The sequence below is a fragment of the Spirulina sp. CCY15215 genome (genome assembly GCF_016888125.1).
Classification (GTDB): Bacteria; Cyanobacteriota; Cyanobacteriia; order Cyanobacteriales; family Spirulinaceae; genus CCY15215.
Genome location: NZ_JACSWA010000469.1, coordinates 34950 through 49252, shown reverse-complemented (window position 1 = coordinate 49252; position 14303 = coordinate 34950). Strand labels below are relative to the sequence as shown.

14 protein-coding genes are annotated in these 14303 nt (G+C 43.9%); 8 read left to right on the top strand and 6 right to left on the bottom strand.

The annotated features are described in order from the left end of the window. Positions 1-32: 32 nt before the first annotated feature. Positions 33-452 (bottom strand): hypothetical protein, encoded by a 420-nt coding sequence (locus JUI58_RS15610; protein WP_204104726.1) that lies wholly within the window; start codon positions 450-452, stop codon positions 33-35. Positions 453-588: 136 nt separating this feature from the next. Then, positions 589-1821 carry a family 10 glycosylhydrolase gene (locus tag JUI58_RS15605; protein WP_204104725.1) on the bottom strand — a complete coding sequence of 411 codons (1233 nt, stop codon included), beginning with the start codon at positions 1819-1821 and terminating at the stop codon, positions 589-591. A gap of 320 nt (positions 1822-2141) precedes the next feature. Here JUI58_RS15605 and JUI58_RS15600 point away from each other — a divergent pair, with 320 nt between their 5' ends. The 4 genes from JUI58_RS15600 to JUI58_RS15585 all read left to right on the top strand — a co-directional run bounded on the left by JUI58_RS15600 (position 2142) and on the right by JUI58_RS15585 (position 5270). Continuing rightward, positions 2142-2372, top strand: coding sequence for a DUF2997 domain-containing protein (locus JUI58_RS15600; protein ID WP_239121508.1), 231 nt, complete (start codon positions 2142-2144; stop codon positions 2370-2372). A 264-nt stretch (positions 2373-2636) separates the two neighbouring features. Continuing rightward, positions 2637-3023, top strand: a complete 387-nt coding sequence (locus tag JUI58_RS15595; protein ID WP_204104724.1) for a DUF1257 domain-containing protein — start codon at positions 2637-2639, stop codon at positions 3021-3023. Continuing rightward, positions 3024-3491 carry a ferredoxin gene (locus JUI58_RS15590; protein ID WP_204104723.1) on the top strand — a complete coding sequence of 156 codons (468 nt, stop codon included), beginning with the start codon at positions 3024-3026 and terminating at the stop codon, positions 3489-3491. Between the two features lie 306 nt (positions 3492-3797). Then, positions 3798-5270, top strand: a complete 1473-nt coding sequence (locus JUI58_RS15585) for a HAMP domain-containing sensor histidine kinase (RefSeq protein ID WP_204104722.1) — start codon at positions 3798-3800, stop codon at positions 5268-5270. A 50-nt stretch (positions 5271-5320) separates the two neighbouring features. Here JUI58_RS15585 and rpsD read toward each other — a convergent pair whose 3' ends face one another. Next, positions 5321-5929 (bottom strand): 30S ribosomal protein S4, encoded by a 609-nt coding sequence (gene rpsD / locus JUI58_RS15580; RefSeq protein WP_204104721.1) that lies wholly within the window; start codon positions 5927-5929, stop codon positions 5321-5323. A 444-nt stretch (positions 5930-6373) separates the two neighbouring features. Between rpsD and JUI58_RS15575 the strand changes: the two genes are divergently transcribed. The 3 genes from JUI58_RS15575 to aroA all read left to right on the top strand — a co-directional run bounded on the left by JUI58_RS15575 (position 6374) and on the right by aroA (position 8883). Further along, positions 6374-6697, top strand: a complete 324-nt coding sequence (locus JUI58_RS15575; protein WP_204104720.1) for a DUF2973 domain-containing protein — start codon at positions 6374-6376, stop codon at positions 6695-6697. A gap of 119 nt (positions 6698-6816) precedes the next feature. Beyond that, entirely contained in the window at positions 6817-7455 is a 639-nt protein-coding gene (locus JUI58_RS15570; RefSeq protein WP_204104719.1) for a restriction endonuclease subunit R, read from the top strand. An 87-nt stretch (positions 7456-7542) separates the two neighbouring features. Beyond that, entirely contained in the window at positions 7543-8883 is a 1341-nt protein-coding gene (aroA, locus tag JUI58_RS15565; protein WP_204104718.1) for a 3-phosphoshikimate 1-carboxyvinyltransferase, read from the top strand. A gap of 51 nt (positions 8884-8934) precedes the next feature. Here aroA and JUI58_RS15560 read toward each other — a convergent pair whose 3' ends face one another. The 3 genes from JUI58_RS15560 to hemH all read right to left on the bottom strand — a co-directional run bounded on the left by JUI58_RS15560 (position 8935) and on the right by hemH (position 13566). Next, positions 8935-11217 (bottom strand): ATP-dependent helicase, encoded by a 2283-nt coding sequence (locus JUI58_RS15560; protein WP_204104717.1) that lies wholly within the window; start codon positions 11215-11217, stop codon positions 8935-8937. A gap of 60 nt (positions 11218-11277) precedes the next feature. Continuing rightward, positions 11278-12249, bottom strand: a complete 972-nt coding sequence (gene sds, locus JUI58_RS15555) for a solanesyl diphosphate synthase (protein WP_204104716.1) — start codon at positions 12247-12249, stop codon at positions 11278-11280. A gap of 144 nt (positions 12250-12393) precedes the next feature. Then, a complete protein-coding gene (hemH, locus tag JUI58_RS15550; RefSeq protein WP_204104715.1) occupies positions 12394-13566 on the bottom strand; it encodes a ferrochelatase in 1173 nt (390 codons plus the stop codon). 107 nt (positions 13567-13673) lie between these two features. Between hemH and JUI58_RS15545 the strand changes: the two genes are divergently transcribed. Continuing rightward, positions 13674-14303 (top strand): class I SAM-dependent methyltransferase, encoded by a 630-nt coding sequence (locus tag JUI58_RS15545; RefSeq protein WP_204104714.1) that lies wholly within the window; start codon positions 13674-13676, stop codon positions 14301-14303.

Here is a 14303-nt window from a genome sequence, read left to right as displayed (position 1 = left end):
AAAACCCAATAGAAATAAAATAACAGGAAACTTTAACAAGGAACTAAGGTCTCCTCTTCCCGAGATTCAGAATGAGAATTGAGTTCTTCATTGAGTTCTCCATTGAGTTCTCCTCTAACCTGCTCGCGCATTTTCTCAACCGAGATTTCCTGGGAAATTTCATTAACGAGAACGCCAGCTTGGTTTTTTAAAGAAATCAATTCACCCTCTCTTTGAACGACAGGAGAGCGACAGTCGGGACAATGATAAACCTGGTGGGTTTGCCCTTGTTTTCCCTCCAAAGATTGGTTTTGTTCCTGGGTTTGTTCGATAACTTCCGGATGCTGCAAGTAAAAAAGAACGGCCTTTTCTACCATTGCGGACATCGATTCAATATCCACGGCGGACTTGATTTTAAGTCTTTGGTGGAGGTCTGGTGGAAGATAAAGAGTAACTTTGTGCTTGTCTTGCATCTCGTGCTTGTTTTGTTTTTACCCGGGTATGTTGTGCCATCTTAATTGCCTTTTTGGGAAACTGTCAAGATGCCAAGCCAGTATGACAGCATTATTGTAATATTTGTTTACAAAGCGGGGAGAAATGAGGGGAGATTCATCCGGTAAATAAGTCGCTAAAGCCTTGTCTGCGGCGTTTTGGGGATTCTGGGGCGATGTAACCCCAGAGACTTTCCCAGTAAAAGAAGGAAACACCAGCAAAATGGCGATCGCGGACTTCTCGAACTTGTTCTTGAATGGTATTCATAGGGACGGGCTTGGAGACGACCCCGCTTAGAATGCCAATACTGACGGGGATATGTTGTTGGGCGAAACGGACTGGGGGTTGAGAGAGTTCGTTAATGAAGCCCTGGCGATCGCCACGATAGACTTGCAGGACTAATTCATCAATCAGACCTCGAGCAATCCAAACTTGCCAATTTTGTAGATAATTTGTATAGGAATAGCTTTGAGAATTGGGAGACAGAGAAATAAGACAATCGGGTTTTATGGCTTTAACTTCCTGATAAATTTCTGTTATCAACTCAGTAACTTTGTTTGCTCTCCACCCCATCCAACGCGGGTCGTAAGGGTTGCTGGGGGGTAATTTACCCTGATGTTCCTTTTGATAGATTTGCAGGGTTAAATCGTCGTAGCCCATTTCTACGGGTATCCCAAAATGATCGTCGATCTGAATGCCGTCAACATCATAATTTTGGACAACCTCTAAAATCAGTCCTTTGATAAACTTTCTCACTTCTGGATGTAACGGGTTTAACCACACCTGACGCATGGAAAATAAATTATTGAACCACTCAAAGGACTTTTTGGGTTCTTCGCTATCTTGAAAAGCATCGCGATATTCTTTTCGCTGTCGATCTAAGGTTTGCGTAAACCAGTCGGGATGACGTTTAGCTAAGACTGAACCTTGAGGAGTCATCAAACCATATTCAAACCAGGGAATAACCTTAAATCCTTGTTGATGTCCTCGGGTTACGACCTCTTTGAGTACATCGGAACCCAAGTGCATGAGTTTGAGGAAAGGTTCGCGATCGCGTCCGGTTGCTGCTTTGGCGATCGCACTGGGATAAAACGTATCTCCTCGATTCCAAACGACGGGATAGAGAGTATTAAAATGCAATTGCGCCAATGTATTAACAGCGCGTTGTATACCCCAAGGGAAAAAGAGTACGCCGCTATTGACATTGGTTAGCCAAACACCACGAACTTCCCCCGCATCTATTGGTAAAGGACGCGGAGAAATAGGGGCATTCAAGAGGGCGATCGCCAAACTCGCAATCAGTCCCAAGAGTAAACCGTTTTTAAACCAGTCCCAAAATTGAAGTTGCATCTATCTCTAGAGAGAAATTGTTTATTTTGAAGCAAAGATTTTCCACAAGAATCCTTAATTTAGAGGATTTACGCAACTAGGGAGCGAGACGCTCCCACTCCCGTATTCTCTCGTTTTAGGTTAAATTGCTTGACTCTCGGAAAAAGTTACGGGAAACTTAACAAAATATTGAGGCGAGTTGTTCCATTAATACGAAACTTTGTTAAGATTCTTGAAATATTAATACTGTTTCGCCGAAAAATGGGTAAGACAAAAAGAGAACTGCGATCGCATTTTTCCCCCTATTCTCTATCTGCATTTTGGAGGAGCAACCCCCAGCGATGAGCATGGAAACCCTAGAGTTTATTATTTATCCAGACGGTCGCGTACAAGAGAAAGTCACGGGAATCCTGGGCAAATCTTGCGCGGAAGTCACTGCGGCGATCGAGGCTCAACTCGGTCGGGTCATGTCTGTGGAAAAAACTTCAGACTATTACGCCCTCAAGCAACAGGGGAAAGTCTCTGATTCTGTTGCAGCAACTAATCCCCAAACGACTTGGACGGATTGGTAAGGTCACAAAATGAGCAAGGGGACGCAAGCAAACCAAATGGGGTGCAAGCAATCCAGATTGGGCGCAAGATTGGGCGCAAGCATTGGGCGCAAGATTGGGCGCAAGATTGGGCGCAAGATTGGGCGCAAGCATTGGGCGCAAGCATTGGGCGCAAGCATTGGGCGCAAGCAAACCAGATTGGGCGCAAGCAAACCAGATTGGGCGCAAGCATTGCGCCCCTACATAAAATTCTGATTTCAATTATTCATTAAGGAACTTTACAATATGTCTCATTTCAGCAATATCAAAACCCAAATTCGCAATCTTGTTTCTCTCAAAGCGGCTTTGACTGACTTGGATATTGAGTGGAAAGAAGGTCCCGAAACTGTTCGGGGTTATCAAGGTAAAACTCAGAGTGCTGAAGTTGTCGTAGAACAAGAAAACAACTACGACATCGGTTTTAGCTGGAATGGGGAAGAGTACGAAATGGTTGCCGATCTGCAATACTGGCAACAGCCTTTATCTGTGGAAGGTTTTATTAAGCAGGTGACTCAGCGTTATGCTTATCACACCGTTGTTGGCGAAACGGAAAAACAAGGGTTTCAGGTAGCGCGAGAGCAGAAAAATGAAGATGGTTCTATTTGTTTGGTTGTCCAGCGCTGGAGTGCTTAAATGAGCGATTTCGATCCTACTCAAGAGAGATCGGGTTTTGAACCGGAGTTGGGGGGCATTTTTCGAGATGCTCCCGATCGCACGGGTTTTGAGCCAGAATTAGGCGGGAAACTGCGAGAGAAGGGGGTTTACGTCGATGAGGTCACTTGCATCGGTTGTAAACACTGCGCCCATACGTCTCCGAATACTTTTTATATTGAGCCGGATTATGGACGGGCGCGGGTGATTCGTCAAGATGGCGACTCGGAGGACAGCATTGGCGAGGCGATCGATACTTGTCCGGTGAACTGCATTCATTGGGTAGATTACACGGAGTTGAAGGAGTTAGAAGCAGCACGAAAATATCAAACAATTCCTATTGCGGGTTTTCCTGTTGATGCTTCGATTTCGGCTGTACAGAACCGACTCCGACGGGAACAAGAACTTAAGCAAAAGGAACAGAAACGCAAAAAGGCGATCGGTGAATAAGAACTCTTTAAGAAATGTTGAGGCTGGTTGATATCAGTCTCTTTTTGTTTGTTTATTTTTATAGCAATATATTTGGAAGCATGGCAAGCAGAAGGTGAACCGATCCCCGAACCTCGTTTGCTTCAAATTGCCTTAAGAATATCGCTTTTCCGCAAACAATTCTCATGGTAAAAGGAAAGACCTGAAACCCTTGTTTTATAGTAACTGAAACCTGAATTGTTCCCTCATTCCCTTATCATTCCCTTCTCAGAATGATAAGTTAGGCTAGCATCAGATCGAAAATCTATACTTTTATTGCATCTTCTCATGCAGTTTCCTCAATGGCCGCGCCAGGCTGCGAACCACTTTAGACAACGCTTTGATGTTCATTCCCTGCAATTTCAGCTTACCATTGGCATTGCAGCCATGTCCGTAGTGGGCATTAGTAGCGTAACATTGGGCATTGCTTGGAAACTCGATTATTTAATTATCTCTTCTCATAAGAAACAAGTCGAACAATTAGCAAAACGCTTTAGTGAAAGTGTAGAAATTTATAGCGAAATGATGAGCGTAGATGAGGCAATTGAGAGAGCGATCGCCTATCTTGCGACGGAAGAAAACTCTATTTGGGTTGTGCGTCCCGATGGTACGATCGCACGATCGCCGAGTCTAGCACGAGGAGGACAAGAGCGCTTACTTTTAGTTGCCGATCGCCAAGCAACCCCTATCCCGAAAGTATTTCGCATTCGAGAGAGTTATTGGGCTATTTGCGCGGGGGATTTGCAAGTGGACGCACACACTGTCGGAACAATAAACATTGCTCGCAATATTACCGTAGATCGGCAGATGTTTCGTAAGCTACTTTGGACTCTTTCTTCGGTTAGCGCGATCGCCATTGGAGTCATTACTATTGCGATCGCCTTTTACATCAAAAAATCCCTGCAACCTCTACAGAAATTCAGCCAACTCACCGCTAGTTTTTCCGCAGAACAGTTAGGGAAAGAACAACTTTATCTCGACTCTGCACCCAGCGAACTACACCAACTGGAAAACGCCTTCAATCAAATGCTTGAGCGTTTTCACGAATCCTGGGAACACCAACGGGAATTTGTCAGCGATGTTTCTCACGAGTTGCGAACTCCTCTCACTATTGTTTCTGGATATTTACAAAGTACCTTGCGGCGCGGCAGTAACTTAACCGATCCTCAAAAAGAGGCCTTAACTATTGCATCTTCAGAAGCCGATCGCACGGTACAATTGCTAGAAGACCTACTCGAACTCGCCCGTGCTGATAGCGGACACCTGCACTTTCGCAAAGAACCCGTTTTCCTCAATGATTTTGCCTCAGAAGTGGTTGAGATGGCGAAACAATATAACCCCGATCGCGCGATCGAGTTTGAAAATAGCCCCGAATTGATCGAAGTCTGTGCCGATTTTAATCGCCTCAAACAAGTGTTATTAAATTTAATCGATAATGCAGTCAAATATTCCCCCAGCGATCGCCCTGTAACAGTTACGGTTTCTCGCGATAAAGATCGCGGTATTATTCAGGTGCGCGATCGCGGTCCTGGGATTCCTCTTGCTCAACAAACCCGCATTTTCGAGCGCTTCTACCGTCCCGATGAGGCTCGATCCCGCACGACGGGAGGAACGGGTTTAGGATTATCCATCGTTAAAACTCTCGTTGAAGGGATGGGAGGAATGGTTTCTCTGCGTTCTAAGCAAGGAGAAGGCAGTATTTTTATGGTTAACCTGCGATTAATTGATAGTAATCTCAAAAAAGTTCAACAAATAAAATAAAATAAAATAGAGGTGCAAAAAAATACACCTCCATGTTTTTTTTGATAAACTTAGATTTTCCGAGAATAATACTCAACTACAAGGAGTTCGTTAATCTGGAGGGCAATCCATTCGCGATCGATAATTCCATTCACTTTCCCGGTCATATTTTCCTTGTCGTATTCTAGATGACTGGGAATATTTGCTAAACCAGGAAATTCCATGTTGGCTTGTACCAAACGGCGAGAACCATCACGATTTCTCACTTTAATAACATCCCCTGGGCGACACTGATAGCTGGGAATATCTACCCGGCGATCGTTGACCATAAGATGGCCGTGGTTGACCAGTTGCCGCGCACCGGGGATCGTTCCCGCCATACCGAGACGAAACACGGTATTATCGAGACGCATCTCCAATAATTGCAATAACTTTTCCCCCGTGGACCCGGTAGCGCGACGTGCCTGTAGCATATAGCGCATTAACTGCTTTTCCGAGATACCATAGTTAAAACGCAGTTTTTGTTTTTCTTCGAGACGAATAGCGTATTCCGATCGCTTGCGTCGGTTTTGGCCGTGTTGTCCGGGGGGATAGGCGCGACGTGCGGTTTTTCGGGTTAAGCCTGGGAGTTCTCCCAAGCGTCGTGTAATCCGCAAACGCGGTCCTCTGTAACGAGACATTTATTTTCTTACTCCTGTTAGATTTGAAATTTCAGGCTTGAAGTTCGCTTTTGAGGGCGATCGGGTGTTGGTGGCTTTGCACCTAAATTTTTTACCCGAACTTACTATCATACCTCAAAACGGTTGCGCGATCGCCTCCTAGATTGAAAACTCCCTCGCGATCGCAATAACTTGTAATCTGAGAAAATGTAATAAACTGTTACAGTAAAGAGGGAAAAAGAGAATTTCTGAACAGCCCGATAGTAAACTGGTAGTATGCCCAAAATATCAATCCCAACCCCTCCAGAAAGCAAAATTCTGAAAGGGGTTCAGCCAAAACACAACCCAGTCAACAACAAGCAAAAGAGGAATAAATTGTCAATCTCAATTGTCAATTCTATCAATTCTTCCGGATTGCAAAAATTTAAGGACCCCCATAGAAAAAATCATAATGAGAGGTACAAAATGTTACATTTTCTTTACATTCTAGCTTTTACAGTCATTGCCTTTGTTGCGATCGGAAATTTGATTCGCAATCTCTTTACATTGGGTCGAGAATCTAATCGCAGCCTCCCCCATCTAGGCTTAGAAAATAACACATCTAATACATCTACGCCTCAGCCTGCAACTCGTAGGGCTTCTATTACCCATCCGGAATTGTTTGATAGTAATGGTAAACCCATTAACGAACCCTTATTAGTCATGCGATCGGTTGATGTAGAAGAAGCGAGAGAAAAACTTGATGCGCTTTATCGTTCTTCTCCCGGTGTAAATGAGAATGAAGGATAATGAATCATCCCTCTTTATCGCCTAAATTCCGCACTTCAAAATATGTTTGAATATTGATTAAAAATAAAGGAGTGCGGGTTCTGGGTGATAATTATAAAGCAAGAGTACATAAAAAAAATATGGTGCAAACTTTAGCAATTGAGAGAAATCTTAAAACCTTAAGGCAACTCCAAAACGAATTTGCTTTGAGTCGAACCGAAAAAGATGAATTTTTCCCAGAATGGTATCGGGATTTAGCCAAACTGACTACAAACGAGATAAATTGTTTAGATGAAATTAAAGAACAGTATTTGTATCAATTAAGTCAAGGAAGATTAGGAGAGGAAACAATTAAATTGATTGTCTTGTCTCCACTACTAAAATTAGCTGGCTTTTACGATCCACCCTTTCAGTTTCGTGCCGAAGAAACGATTCAATTAACAATTGAAAGTCAGGAAATAATTTATCGAGGTAAAATTGATGCCCTTGTCCTTCAAGATCGGCTTTGGATCGTTGTTATCGAATCAAAAGAAACCAGTTTTTCCCTTGAATTAGCAATCCCACAAACATTAGCTTATATGTTAGCCAATCCGCAACCCGATCGCGCTGTTTTTGGCATGATAACCAATGAAGGGAATTTTATTTTCTTAAAATTGGAGCATCAACCCTCACCCCAATATGAAATATCCGATCTCTATTCTCTCTTACCTCGTCAAAATCGACTTTATCCTGTTTTACAAATTTTGAAAGGTTTTGGCGATCGCATGAAAACAAACTAAAAAAATTCCTTACATCTCAGTTTTGCAAAAATGCGCGATCGCAGTACAATTCAGAAAGTTTCAGCATTAATTCTTTCCTTTTGATTCATGGTTGTCCTGCTCAAAAACACCTCATCCCATCAAGATTTAATCGTTACACCACCGACAGAAGGGATATCTTTACACGGTAGCGTAAAAATTCCAGGAGATAAGTCGATTTCTCATCGCGCCCTGATGCTAGGGTCCATCGCCCAAGGAAAAACAACCATTCAAGGATTATTGTTAGGAGAAGATCCCCACAGTACCGCCGCTTGTTTTCGCATGATGGGGGCGACGATTTCCGAGTTAAATGATACAGAGGTGAGCATAGAAGGGATCGGTTTGGGCAATTTGCGAGAACCTAAAGGAGTTTTAAATGCGGGAAATTCGGGAACGACATTGCGGTTAATGTTGGGATTATTGGCTTCTCATGGCGATCGCTTTTTTACGGTAACGGGAGATGATTCCCTGCGATCGCGCCCCATGTCCCGCGTCGTCAAACCTCTCGCCCAAATGGGGGCGACGATCTGGGGGCGAGAAGATAACGCCTTTGCACCTTTAGCCATTCGCGGACGACAATTACAGGGCATTCATTATCATTCTCCCATTGCCTCCGCCCAAGTCAAATCCTGCCTTCTTTTGGCGGGTTTATCGGCGCAAGGAAAGACTACTATTACAGAACCCGCCCTCTCTCGGGATCACAGTGAACGGATGTTAAAGGCTTTTGGGGCGGAATTAAGCGTCGATCGCGAAACCAATAGCGTTACAGTGGTTGGGCGATCGGGTAGTTTACAAGGGCAAAATATCATCGTACCAGGAGATATTAGTTCGGCGGCATTTTGGCTAGTAGCGGCGGCGATCGTGCCAGGTTCGGAATTATTGATTGAGAATGTCGGCGTAAACCCAACCAGAACAGGAATATTAGAAGTTTTGGCCATGATGGGTGCAGATATCGTACAGGAAAATGAACGCCTCGTGACTGGGGAACCTGTGGCCGATCTGCGAGTGCGTTACGGTAAGTTAAAGGGGTGCGCGATCGCCGGAGATATCATTCCTCGTCTCATCGATGAGATTCCCATTTTAGCCGTCGCAGCGATGTTTGCAGAAGGGACAACGACGATTAAAGATGCAGCAGAATTGCGAGTCAAAGAAAGCGATCGCCTGGCGGTGACAGCTTCGGAATTGAATCGCATGGGTGCAAAGATAACTGAACTCCCCGATGGTTTGGAAATTACCGGAGGAGTGACCTTAACGGGTTGCGAAACTGATAGTTATACGGATCATCGCATTGCGATGAGTTTGGCGATCGCGGCACTTGCAGCCAAGGGGACAACCACAATTCATCGGGCTGAGGCGGCTGCAGTTTCCTATCCAAATTTTGTTAGCACCTTAGAAAAAATTATACAATAGTTTATATTGCATCGATGCGTTTGTCGGCTTGCTGTCCGAGGATTTGCCCGATCAAAGAGCTAATTTGTTTTTTAGGGCTGCGATCGCAGGACAGGGTTTTTTCATCTGAAGATTATCTGCTGATTGTCCATTAAAAACACTCCAACGAAAGGGACCTTTTTTCGCGGCTGACATCCAGAGTAATCGTTTTGCTCGCGTCATGGCAACATAAAGTAAGCGATATTCTTCGGCTTTTTTTAACTGATTGGCTTCTTCCCATGCTTGCAAAGGTGGAGCAAATGAGGTTATTTTATCAGCTTCTCCTAAAGATTCTAAATGGGCATTATGAACAGCAGTACGAATTTGAGCGCGGGCGACTCCATCTAAGGTAAAATCTCCTAAAAACTTACTCGCTGTCGGTACCCAAGGGAACCCCGGAATGATATCTTCGTGCAGGAAAGGAATAAAGACATAATCCCAATCCAATCCTTTTGCTTTGTGCATGGTAATAATAGTTAATTGACCCGAACGAGTATAAAGATCGTCTGATTCTTCTTGGACTCCTTCAAAACGTTCGGAAGCAACGATTTCTTGTAAGGCTTCAATAATCGCTTTCAGAGATTTATTACCGAGGGTTTGTTTAATGGCTCTTTCGGCTAATTTCTGCACGGTTGCTAATTCCGATCCTGTATATTTCATGGTCATTCCTAAAAAAGAAATGAGATGATAGGAGGGCAATTCTAAACGGGCGCGAAGGAGATTATTACAATATCGTCTTGCATTTTTTACGTGCTGTTTTTGGGGTGGATCGAGAGGAGTAGGATAGAGAAATTGTTCTGGAGAAGCGGCTAAAGCGTTGAGGTCTTGGGTAGCAATAAGGTCACGTTGTTCGAGGATTTCTAATGCTCCTTTGAGATTATCTGGAGAATGGGGACGATCTAAAAATGCTAACAATTTGAACATTTCTGCGGGAATTTTGGAATGACGTTCCATTTCTCCCACTTCATAAATATTAAAATCTCGATCTTTTTGCAGAGGCTTAAGTTTTTCAGCGAGGAAATGTGCTTGGCGATTTTCTCGGACTAAAATGGCGGCGTTATGTTGGGGATTTTGAGATAATAAGGCGATCGCGCGTTGGCCAAGTTCTTCTACAGTTTGATAAACATCATCGGGAGTATAAATTTCTACCCCTTTTCCGGTGGCGATCGGGTTGGCATCGGGTTGAGGATCGTCGGGATCGACGGGGTGAATATTTTGCCTTCTGAAGGGGAGAAGTAAGTTATTTTGTTTTCTCTCTTTTTTCTGGTTTTCTTCCCTCCATAATTGGTTCGTCCAGTTCAAAACAAAGTTCGCGGACTGTAAGATAATAGGGCTACTACGTCCCGATTGATCCATTGTTGCCAGATTGCCCTGGCGATCGCACAGATCGCAAAAATGATTAAAATAAAGGGGATCGGCTGGAGTAAAAGTCGAGTTAATGGCTTGGTTGGGATCCCCCACACGAACGAGATTAACTTGGGATGAGTCGGGAGAAGTTGCCAGAATTTGCAATAATTGCGTCTGTAAGGGGGTTGAATCCTGCGCTTCGTCTTCAAATACCCCAAAGACTTGTTTTTGCCATAATTGACAGATTGCGGGGCGTTTTAACACCCGTAAAGCTGCTAGAATCATGTCATCGTAGTCAATGAAATCCCGCGATCGCATAATCTTCTCATATTCATCGTAAATCCCCGCAGCAACGGCTAAAGTTGCATAAGGATCCTCCAATTCTTGACTTACTCGCCATAAATCATCGGCTAGAAAACCCGAACTTTTTGCCTCATGAATGACGGTACTCGCTAAACTCGGTAATACTTCCGTTCGCAATACCGACTGACGGCGCAACCGTTCCGTTTCTTCCCCATCAAAACTGACTCCTTCCAAAAGCAGTTGATAGCGTTGAAAATTCTTGCCGATCCACTGTTCTACGGCACCTTTTAAGAGGCGATGGCTTTGGGTAGGAGTAATCACCGTAGAGGTGTCTAAATTCAACCCAGAGGCTTCAGGATGGCGCGAGGCGATATGTAATGCCAACCCGTGTAAAGTATGAACGACAAAACTACCTTGGGGTAATTGTAGTTTTTGCAGATTTTCGCGAATTTTGTTTTTGATACTGGCTGCAGCAGAACGGGTAAAAGTGACGACGATTAGTTGTTTGCGGGGATGCAGTTGATGGCGAACGATCGCCAGGGCGGCACCGACTGCCATACTATGGGATTTTCCCGCCCCCGGTACCGCCGAGATAGCCAGTTCTCCTCCCTCCCATTCGGCAATATTAAGCTGTCCCGGTCGCAAGCCATTATATAGTTCTTTCATTCTGACAAAAAAAGAAGATGAGATCGCGATCGCCTGAAAATTGATAGCACTAAAAAAAGCTCAATACATCCGATGTAAAATGTATTCAGCCAAATCTCTCAGGGCTTGAGAACATTCTGAAGGTTTAAAGGTTGTCAGATGTTCGATCGCTTGGCAAGAATGATATGCTGCCAGTTGCCGCGATTTTTCGATCCCCTCGCTTTCTTTAACCAAGGCGATCGCCGTCTCTAAATCCCCTTCTTCGCTAAATTCTCGCTCAATTAAAGTCGTAATATAAGGATTTTCTTCCATAGCATACAATACAGGCGCTGTCAAGTTCCCACTGGCCAGATCGGAACCGGCAGGTTTGCCCAAGATATCACTCGAAGCCGTAAAATCTAAAATATCATCAACAATTTGAAAAGCCAAGCCAAAATGACGACCGTAATGATAAATATCTCGCGTAATTTCGTTGGTCGCATCGCTCAATAATGCCGCAGATTTAGCACTATTCGCCATTAAAGATGCCGTTTTATAATAACTCTTCTCTAAATAAGATTCGAGGGATATATCAGTATCAAAGCGATTCAGACTTTGCTGAATTTCTCCTTCGGCAAAATCGCGAATCACCTCAGAGAGCAATTTTACCACTTCAAGATTATCTAAATTAGCCAAATACCAAGAAGATTGAGCAAATAAGAAGTCTCCTGCTAAAACAGCAATACGATTACCAAAAAGACTATTAACCGTTGCAACCCGACGACGAGTATCGGATTCATCCAGCACATCATCGTGAACTAAGCTGGCAGTATGAATCATCTCGGTAATTTCTGCAAGCCGACGATGGCGAGGGGTAATCTCTTGGTCTAACATTGTCCCTCGAGCCACCAATAGGACGATCGCGGGTCTTAATCGCTTGCCTCCAGCCCCAAACAAGTGTTCTGCTGCCGCACTCAGGATGGGGTGTTTTGCGCCGATCAGTTGTTTTAAGTTGTTCGCTAAAATTCCAAGGTCAGCATCGACTGGGGAAAAAAGAGATGTTACTGAGGTCATTTTTTTGCCGTGTCTGGCTAAATTTAAAAAACTTTACATACTTTTTAACATATTTTAACTTAAAAAGGAGTTTTCCCAAGGAAAGGCAAAAGGTAGAATTTTCTTTTTGGCTCAATTTTTGTTTATCGAGCTTTGCCCTTAATCTCATAACAAACCCACTAAATGTAGAGGTCCATTACCCGTAATTAATTCGATCGCCAGTACCAAGAATCCTAGCATGGCCAAGCGACCGTTCCAGACCTCTGCTGCTGTTGTCATGCCCCATTCCCACTTTTCTGGGGGATAAAGTTTAACTTTTTTCTCCATGCGTTTTGCTTCAGCAAAGGTTTGAGGTGGATTGGCGAGAGCATCTATCACTAAAGTCTTTAAGGATTCGATAAAAAGCGGATGGGTATTTAAAGCAGGAACTCGACCAAAGTTTTTGATTCCCGCTTCTTCAGCGATTTCTCGATATTCAATATCAATTTCTTGCAGGGTTTCGATATGTTCGGAAACAAAACTGATCGGTACGACGACAATCTCTTTAATACCCTCTTCTCCCAAAGTTACTAAAGCATCTTCCGTATAGGGTTTGAGCCATTCTACCGGTCCGACGCGACTCTGATAAGCGAGGGTATGAGGATTAGGTCGATTTAAGGTTTCCATAATCAAGCGGGTACATTCTTCGATTTCGTGCTGATAGGGATCCCCAGCTTCTTCAACATAACTGACTGGGACTCCGTGAGCGCTGAAGAAAAGATGAACGCGATCGGGATGAGAAAATTTATCTAATTCCCCTGCAATTAATTCTGCCATTGCTTGCAGATAAAAGGGTTGATCGTACCAAGAAGAAATGACGGTATAACGGATTTTAGCCAGTTGAGGGTCTTCTTGCCAAAGGCGATCGAGCAGTCGAAACGATGACCCACTCGTACTAATAGAAAACTGAGGATAAAGGGGAAGAATGACCAACTCTTCGATCGCATCTGCTTCGATCTGCGCGATCGCATCTTCCGTAAAAGGATGCCAATAACGCATACCTACATAAATTTTAGCATTGCATCCCTGTTCTCTTAATTTTGCCTGTAATGCGACTCCTTGTTCTTCTGTAATTTGTCGCAGGGGCGATCCACCGCCAATCTGTTTATAATTCGCTTGGGAAGTATCCGTGCGTCGTGTCGCAATAAACCACGCTAAGGGCTTTTGCAACCAAGGAAAAGGCAAGCGGATGATTTCGGGATCGGAAAATAGATTAAATAGAAACGGGCCAACGTCTTCGAGTTTGTCTGGCCCTCCTAAGTTTAACAACAATACACCTATACTATTATTTGTAGCCATAACAGTTTTCTAACTTTTTTCAGATTCTTTACCAAGTGTAACAATATATGTTGTTTCTTCGTTAACCTAAAGACAAGGAAATTGGCACTAGCAAGGAGTTGCAAATTTTGGCCACAATTTTTAGATCCCTCAGCTATCGATACCAATGGTTATATGACAGTATTACTCGCCTTTCAGCTTTAGCGGTGGGTGGAGAGGCACGTTTTCGTCAATTGGCTTTGCAAGGTTTACCGATTAAGCGGGATACAGACATTCTCGATTTATGTTGCGGTGCGGGTCAAGTGACGCGGTTTTTAGTGGGTTTGTCCGATCGCGTCACGGGTTTAGATGCGTCTCCAAAGGCGATTCAACGTGCCAGTGAAAATGTGCCTCAAGCAAACTATATTGAGGCTTTTGCGGAAAAGATGCCTTTTGAGGATTGTACATTTGATCTTGTTCATGTTAGCGCCGCTTTGCACGAGATGAATCCCGAACAATTTCAGCGCATATTAGAGGAAGTATATCGTATTTTACGACCGGGCGGAATGTTTGCGATCGTTGACTTTCATCAACCCACCAATCCTATTTTTGTGCCTGGTTTGGCGCTTTTTATGTGGTTGTTTGAAACAGAAACAGCGTGGCAATTGCTGCAACGGAATTTAAGCCAAGAATTGGAGAATATTGGGTTTCAGAGATGCGATCGTACTCTTCATGCGGGAGGCAGTTTACAAGTTGTTCAGGCAAGGAAGAAGTTTTAA

What these genes read in the sequence shown, in the direction of transcription:
- JUI58_RS15575 (WP_204104720.1), top strand. Translation starts at nt 6,374, where the DNA reads ATGTTACATTTTCTTTACATTCTAGCTTTTACAGTCATTGCCTTTGTT.
- hemH (WP_204104715.1), bottom strand. Translation starts at nt 13,566, where the DNA reads ATGGCTACAAATAATAGTATAGGTGTATTGTTGTTAAACTTAGGAGGG.
- JUI58_RS15570 (WP_204104719.1), top strand. Translation starts at nt 6,817, where the DNA reads ATGGTGCAAACTTTAGCAATTGAGAGAAATCTTAAAACCTTAAGGCAA.
- JUI58_RS15585 (WP_204104722.1), top strand. Translation starts at nt 3,798, where the DNA reads ATGCAGTTTCCTCAATGGCCGCGCCAGGCTGCGAACCACTTTAGACAA.
- aroA (WP_204104718.1), top strand. Translation starts at nt 7,543, where the DNA reads ATGGTTGTCCTGCTCAAAAACACCTCATCCCATCAAGATTTAATCGTT.
- JUI58_RS15590 (WP_204104723.1), top strand. Translation starts at nt 3,024, where the DNA reads ATGAGCGATTTCGATCCTACTCAAGAGAGATCGGGTTTTGAACCGGAG.
- rpsD (WP_204104721.1), bottom strand. Translation starts at nt 5,929, where the DNA reads ATGTCTCGTTACAGAGGACCGCGTTTGCGGATTACACGACGCTTGGGA.
- JUI58_RS15610 (WP_204104726.1), bottom strand. Translation starts at nt 452, where the DNA reads ATGCAAGACAAGCACAAAGTTACTCTTTATCTTCCACCAGACCTCCAC.
- JUI58_RS15595 (WP_204104724.1), top strand. Translation starts at nt 2,637, where the DNA reads ATGTCTCATTTCAGCAATATCAAAACCCAAATTCGCAATCTTGTTTCT.
- JUI58_RS15605 (WP_204104725.1), bottom strand. Translation starts at nt 1,821, where the DNA reads ATGCAACTTCAATTTTGGGACTGGTTTAAAAACGGTTTACTCTTGGGA.
- JUI58_RS15600 (WP_239121508.1), top strand. Translation starts at nt 2,142, where the DNA reads ATGAGCATGGAAACCCTAGAGTTTATTATTTATCCAGACGGTCGCGTA.
- sds (WP_204104716.1), bottom strand. Translation starts at nt 12,249, where the DNA reads ATGACCTCAGTAACATCTCTTTTTTCCCCAGTCGATGCTGACCTTGGA.
- JUI58_RS15560 (WP_204104717.1), bottom strand. Translation starts at nt 11,217, where the DNA reads ATGAAAGAACTATATAATGGCTTGCGACCGGGACAGCTTAATATTGCC.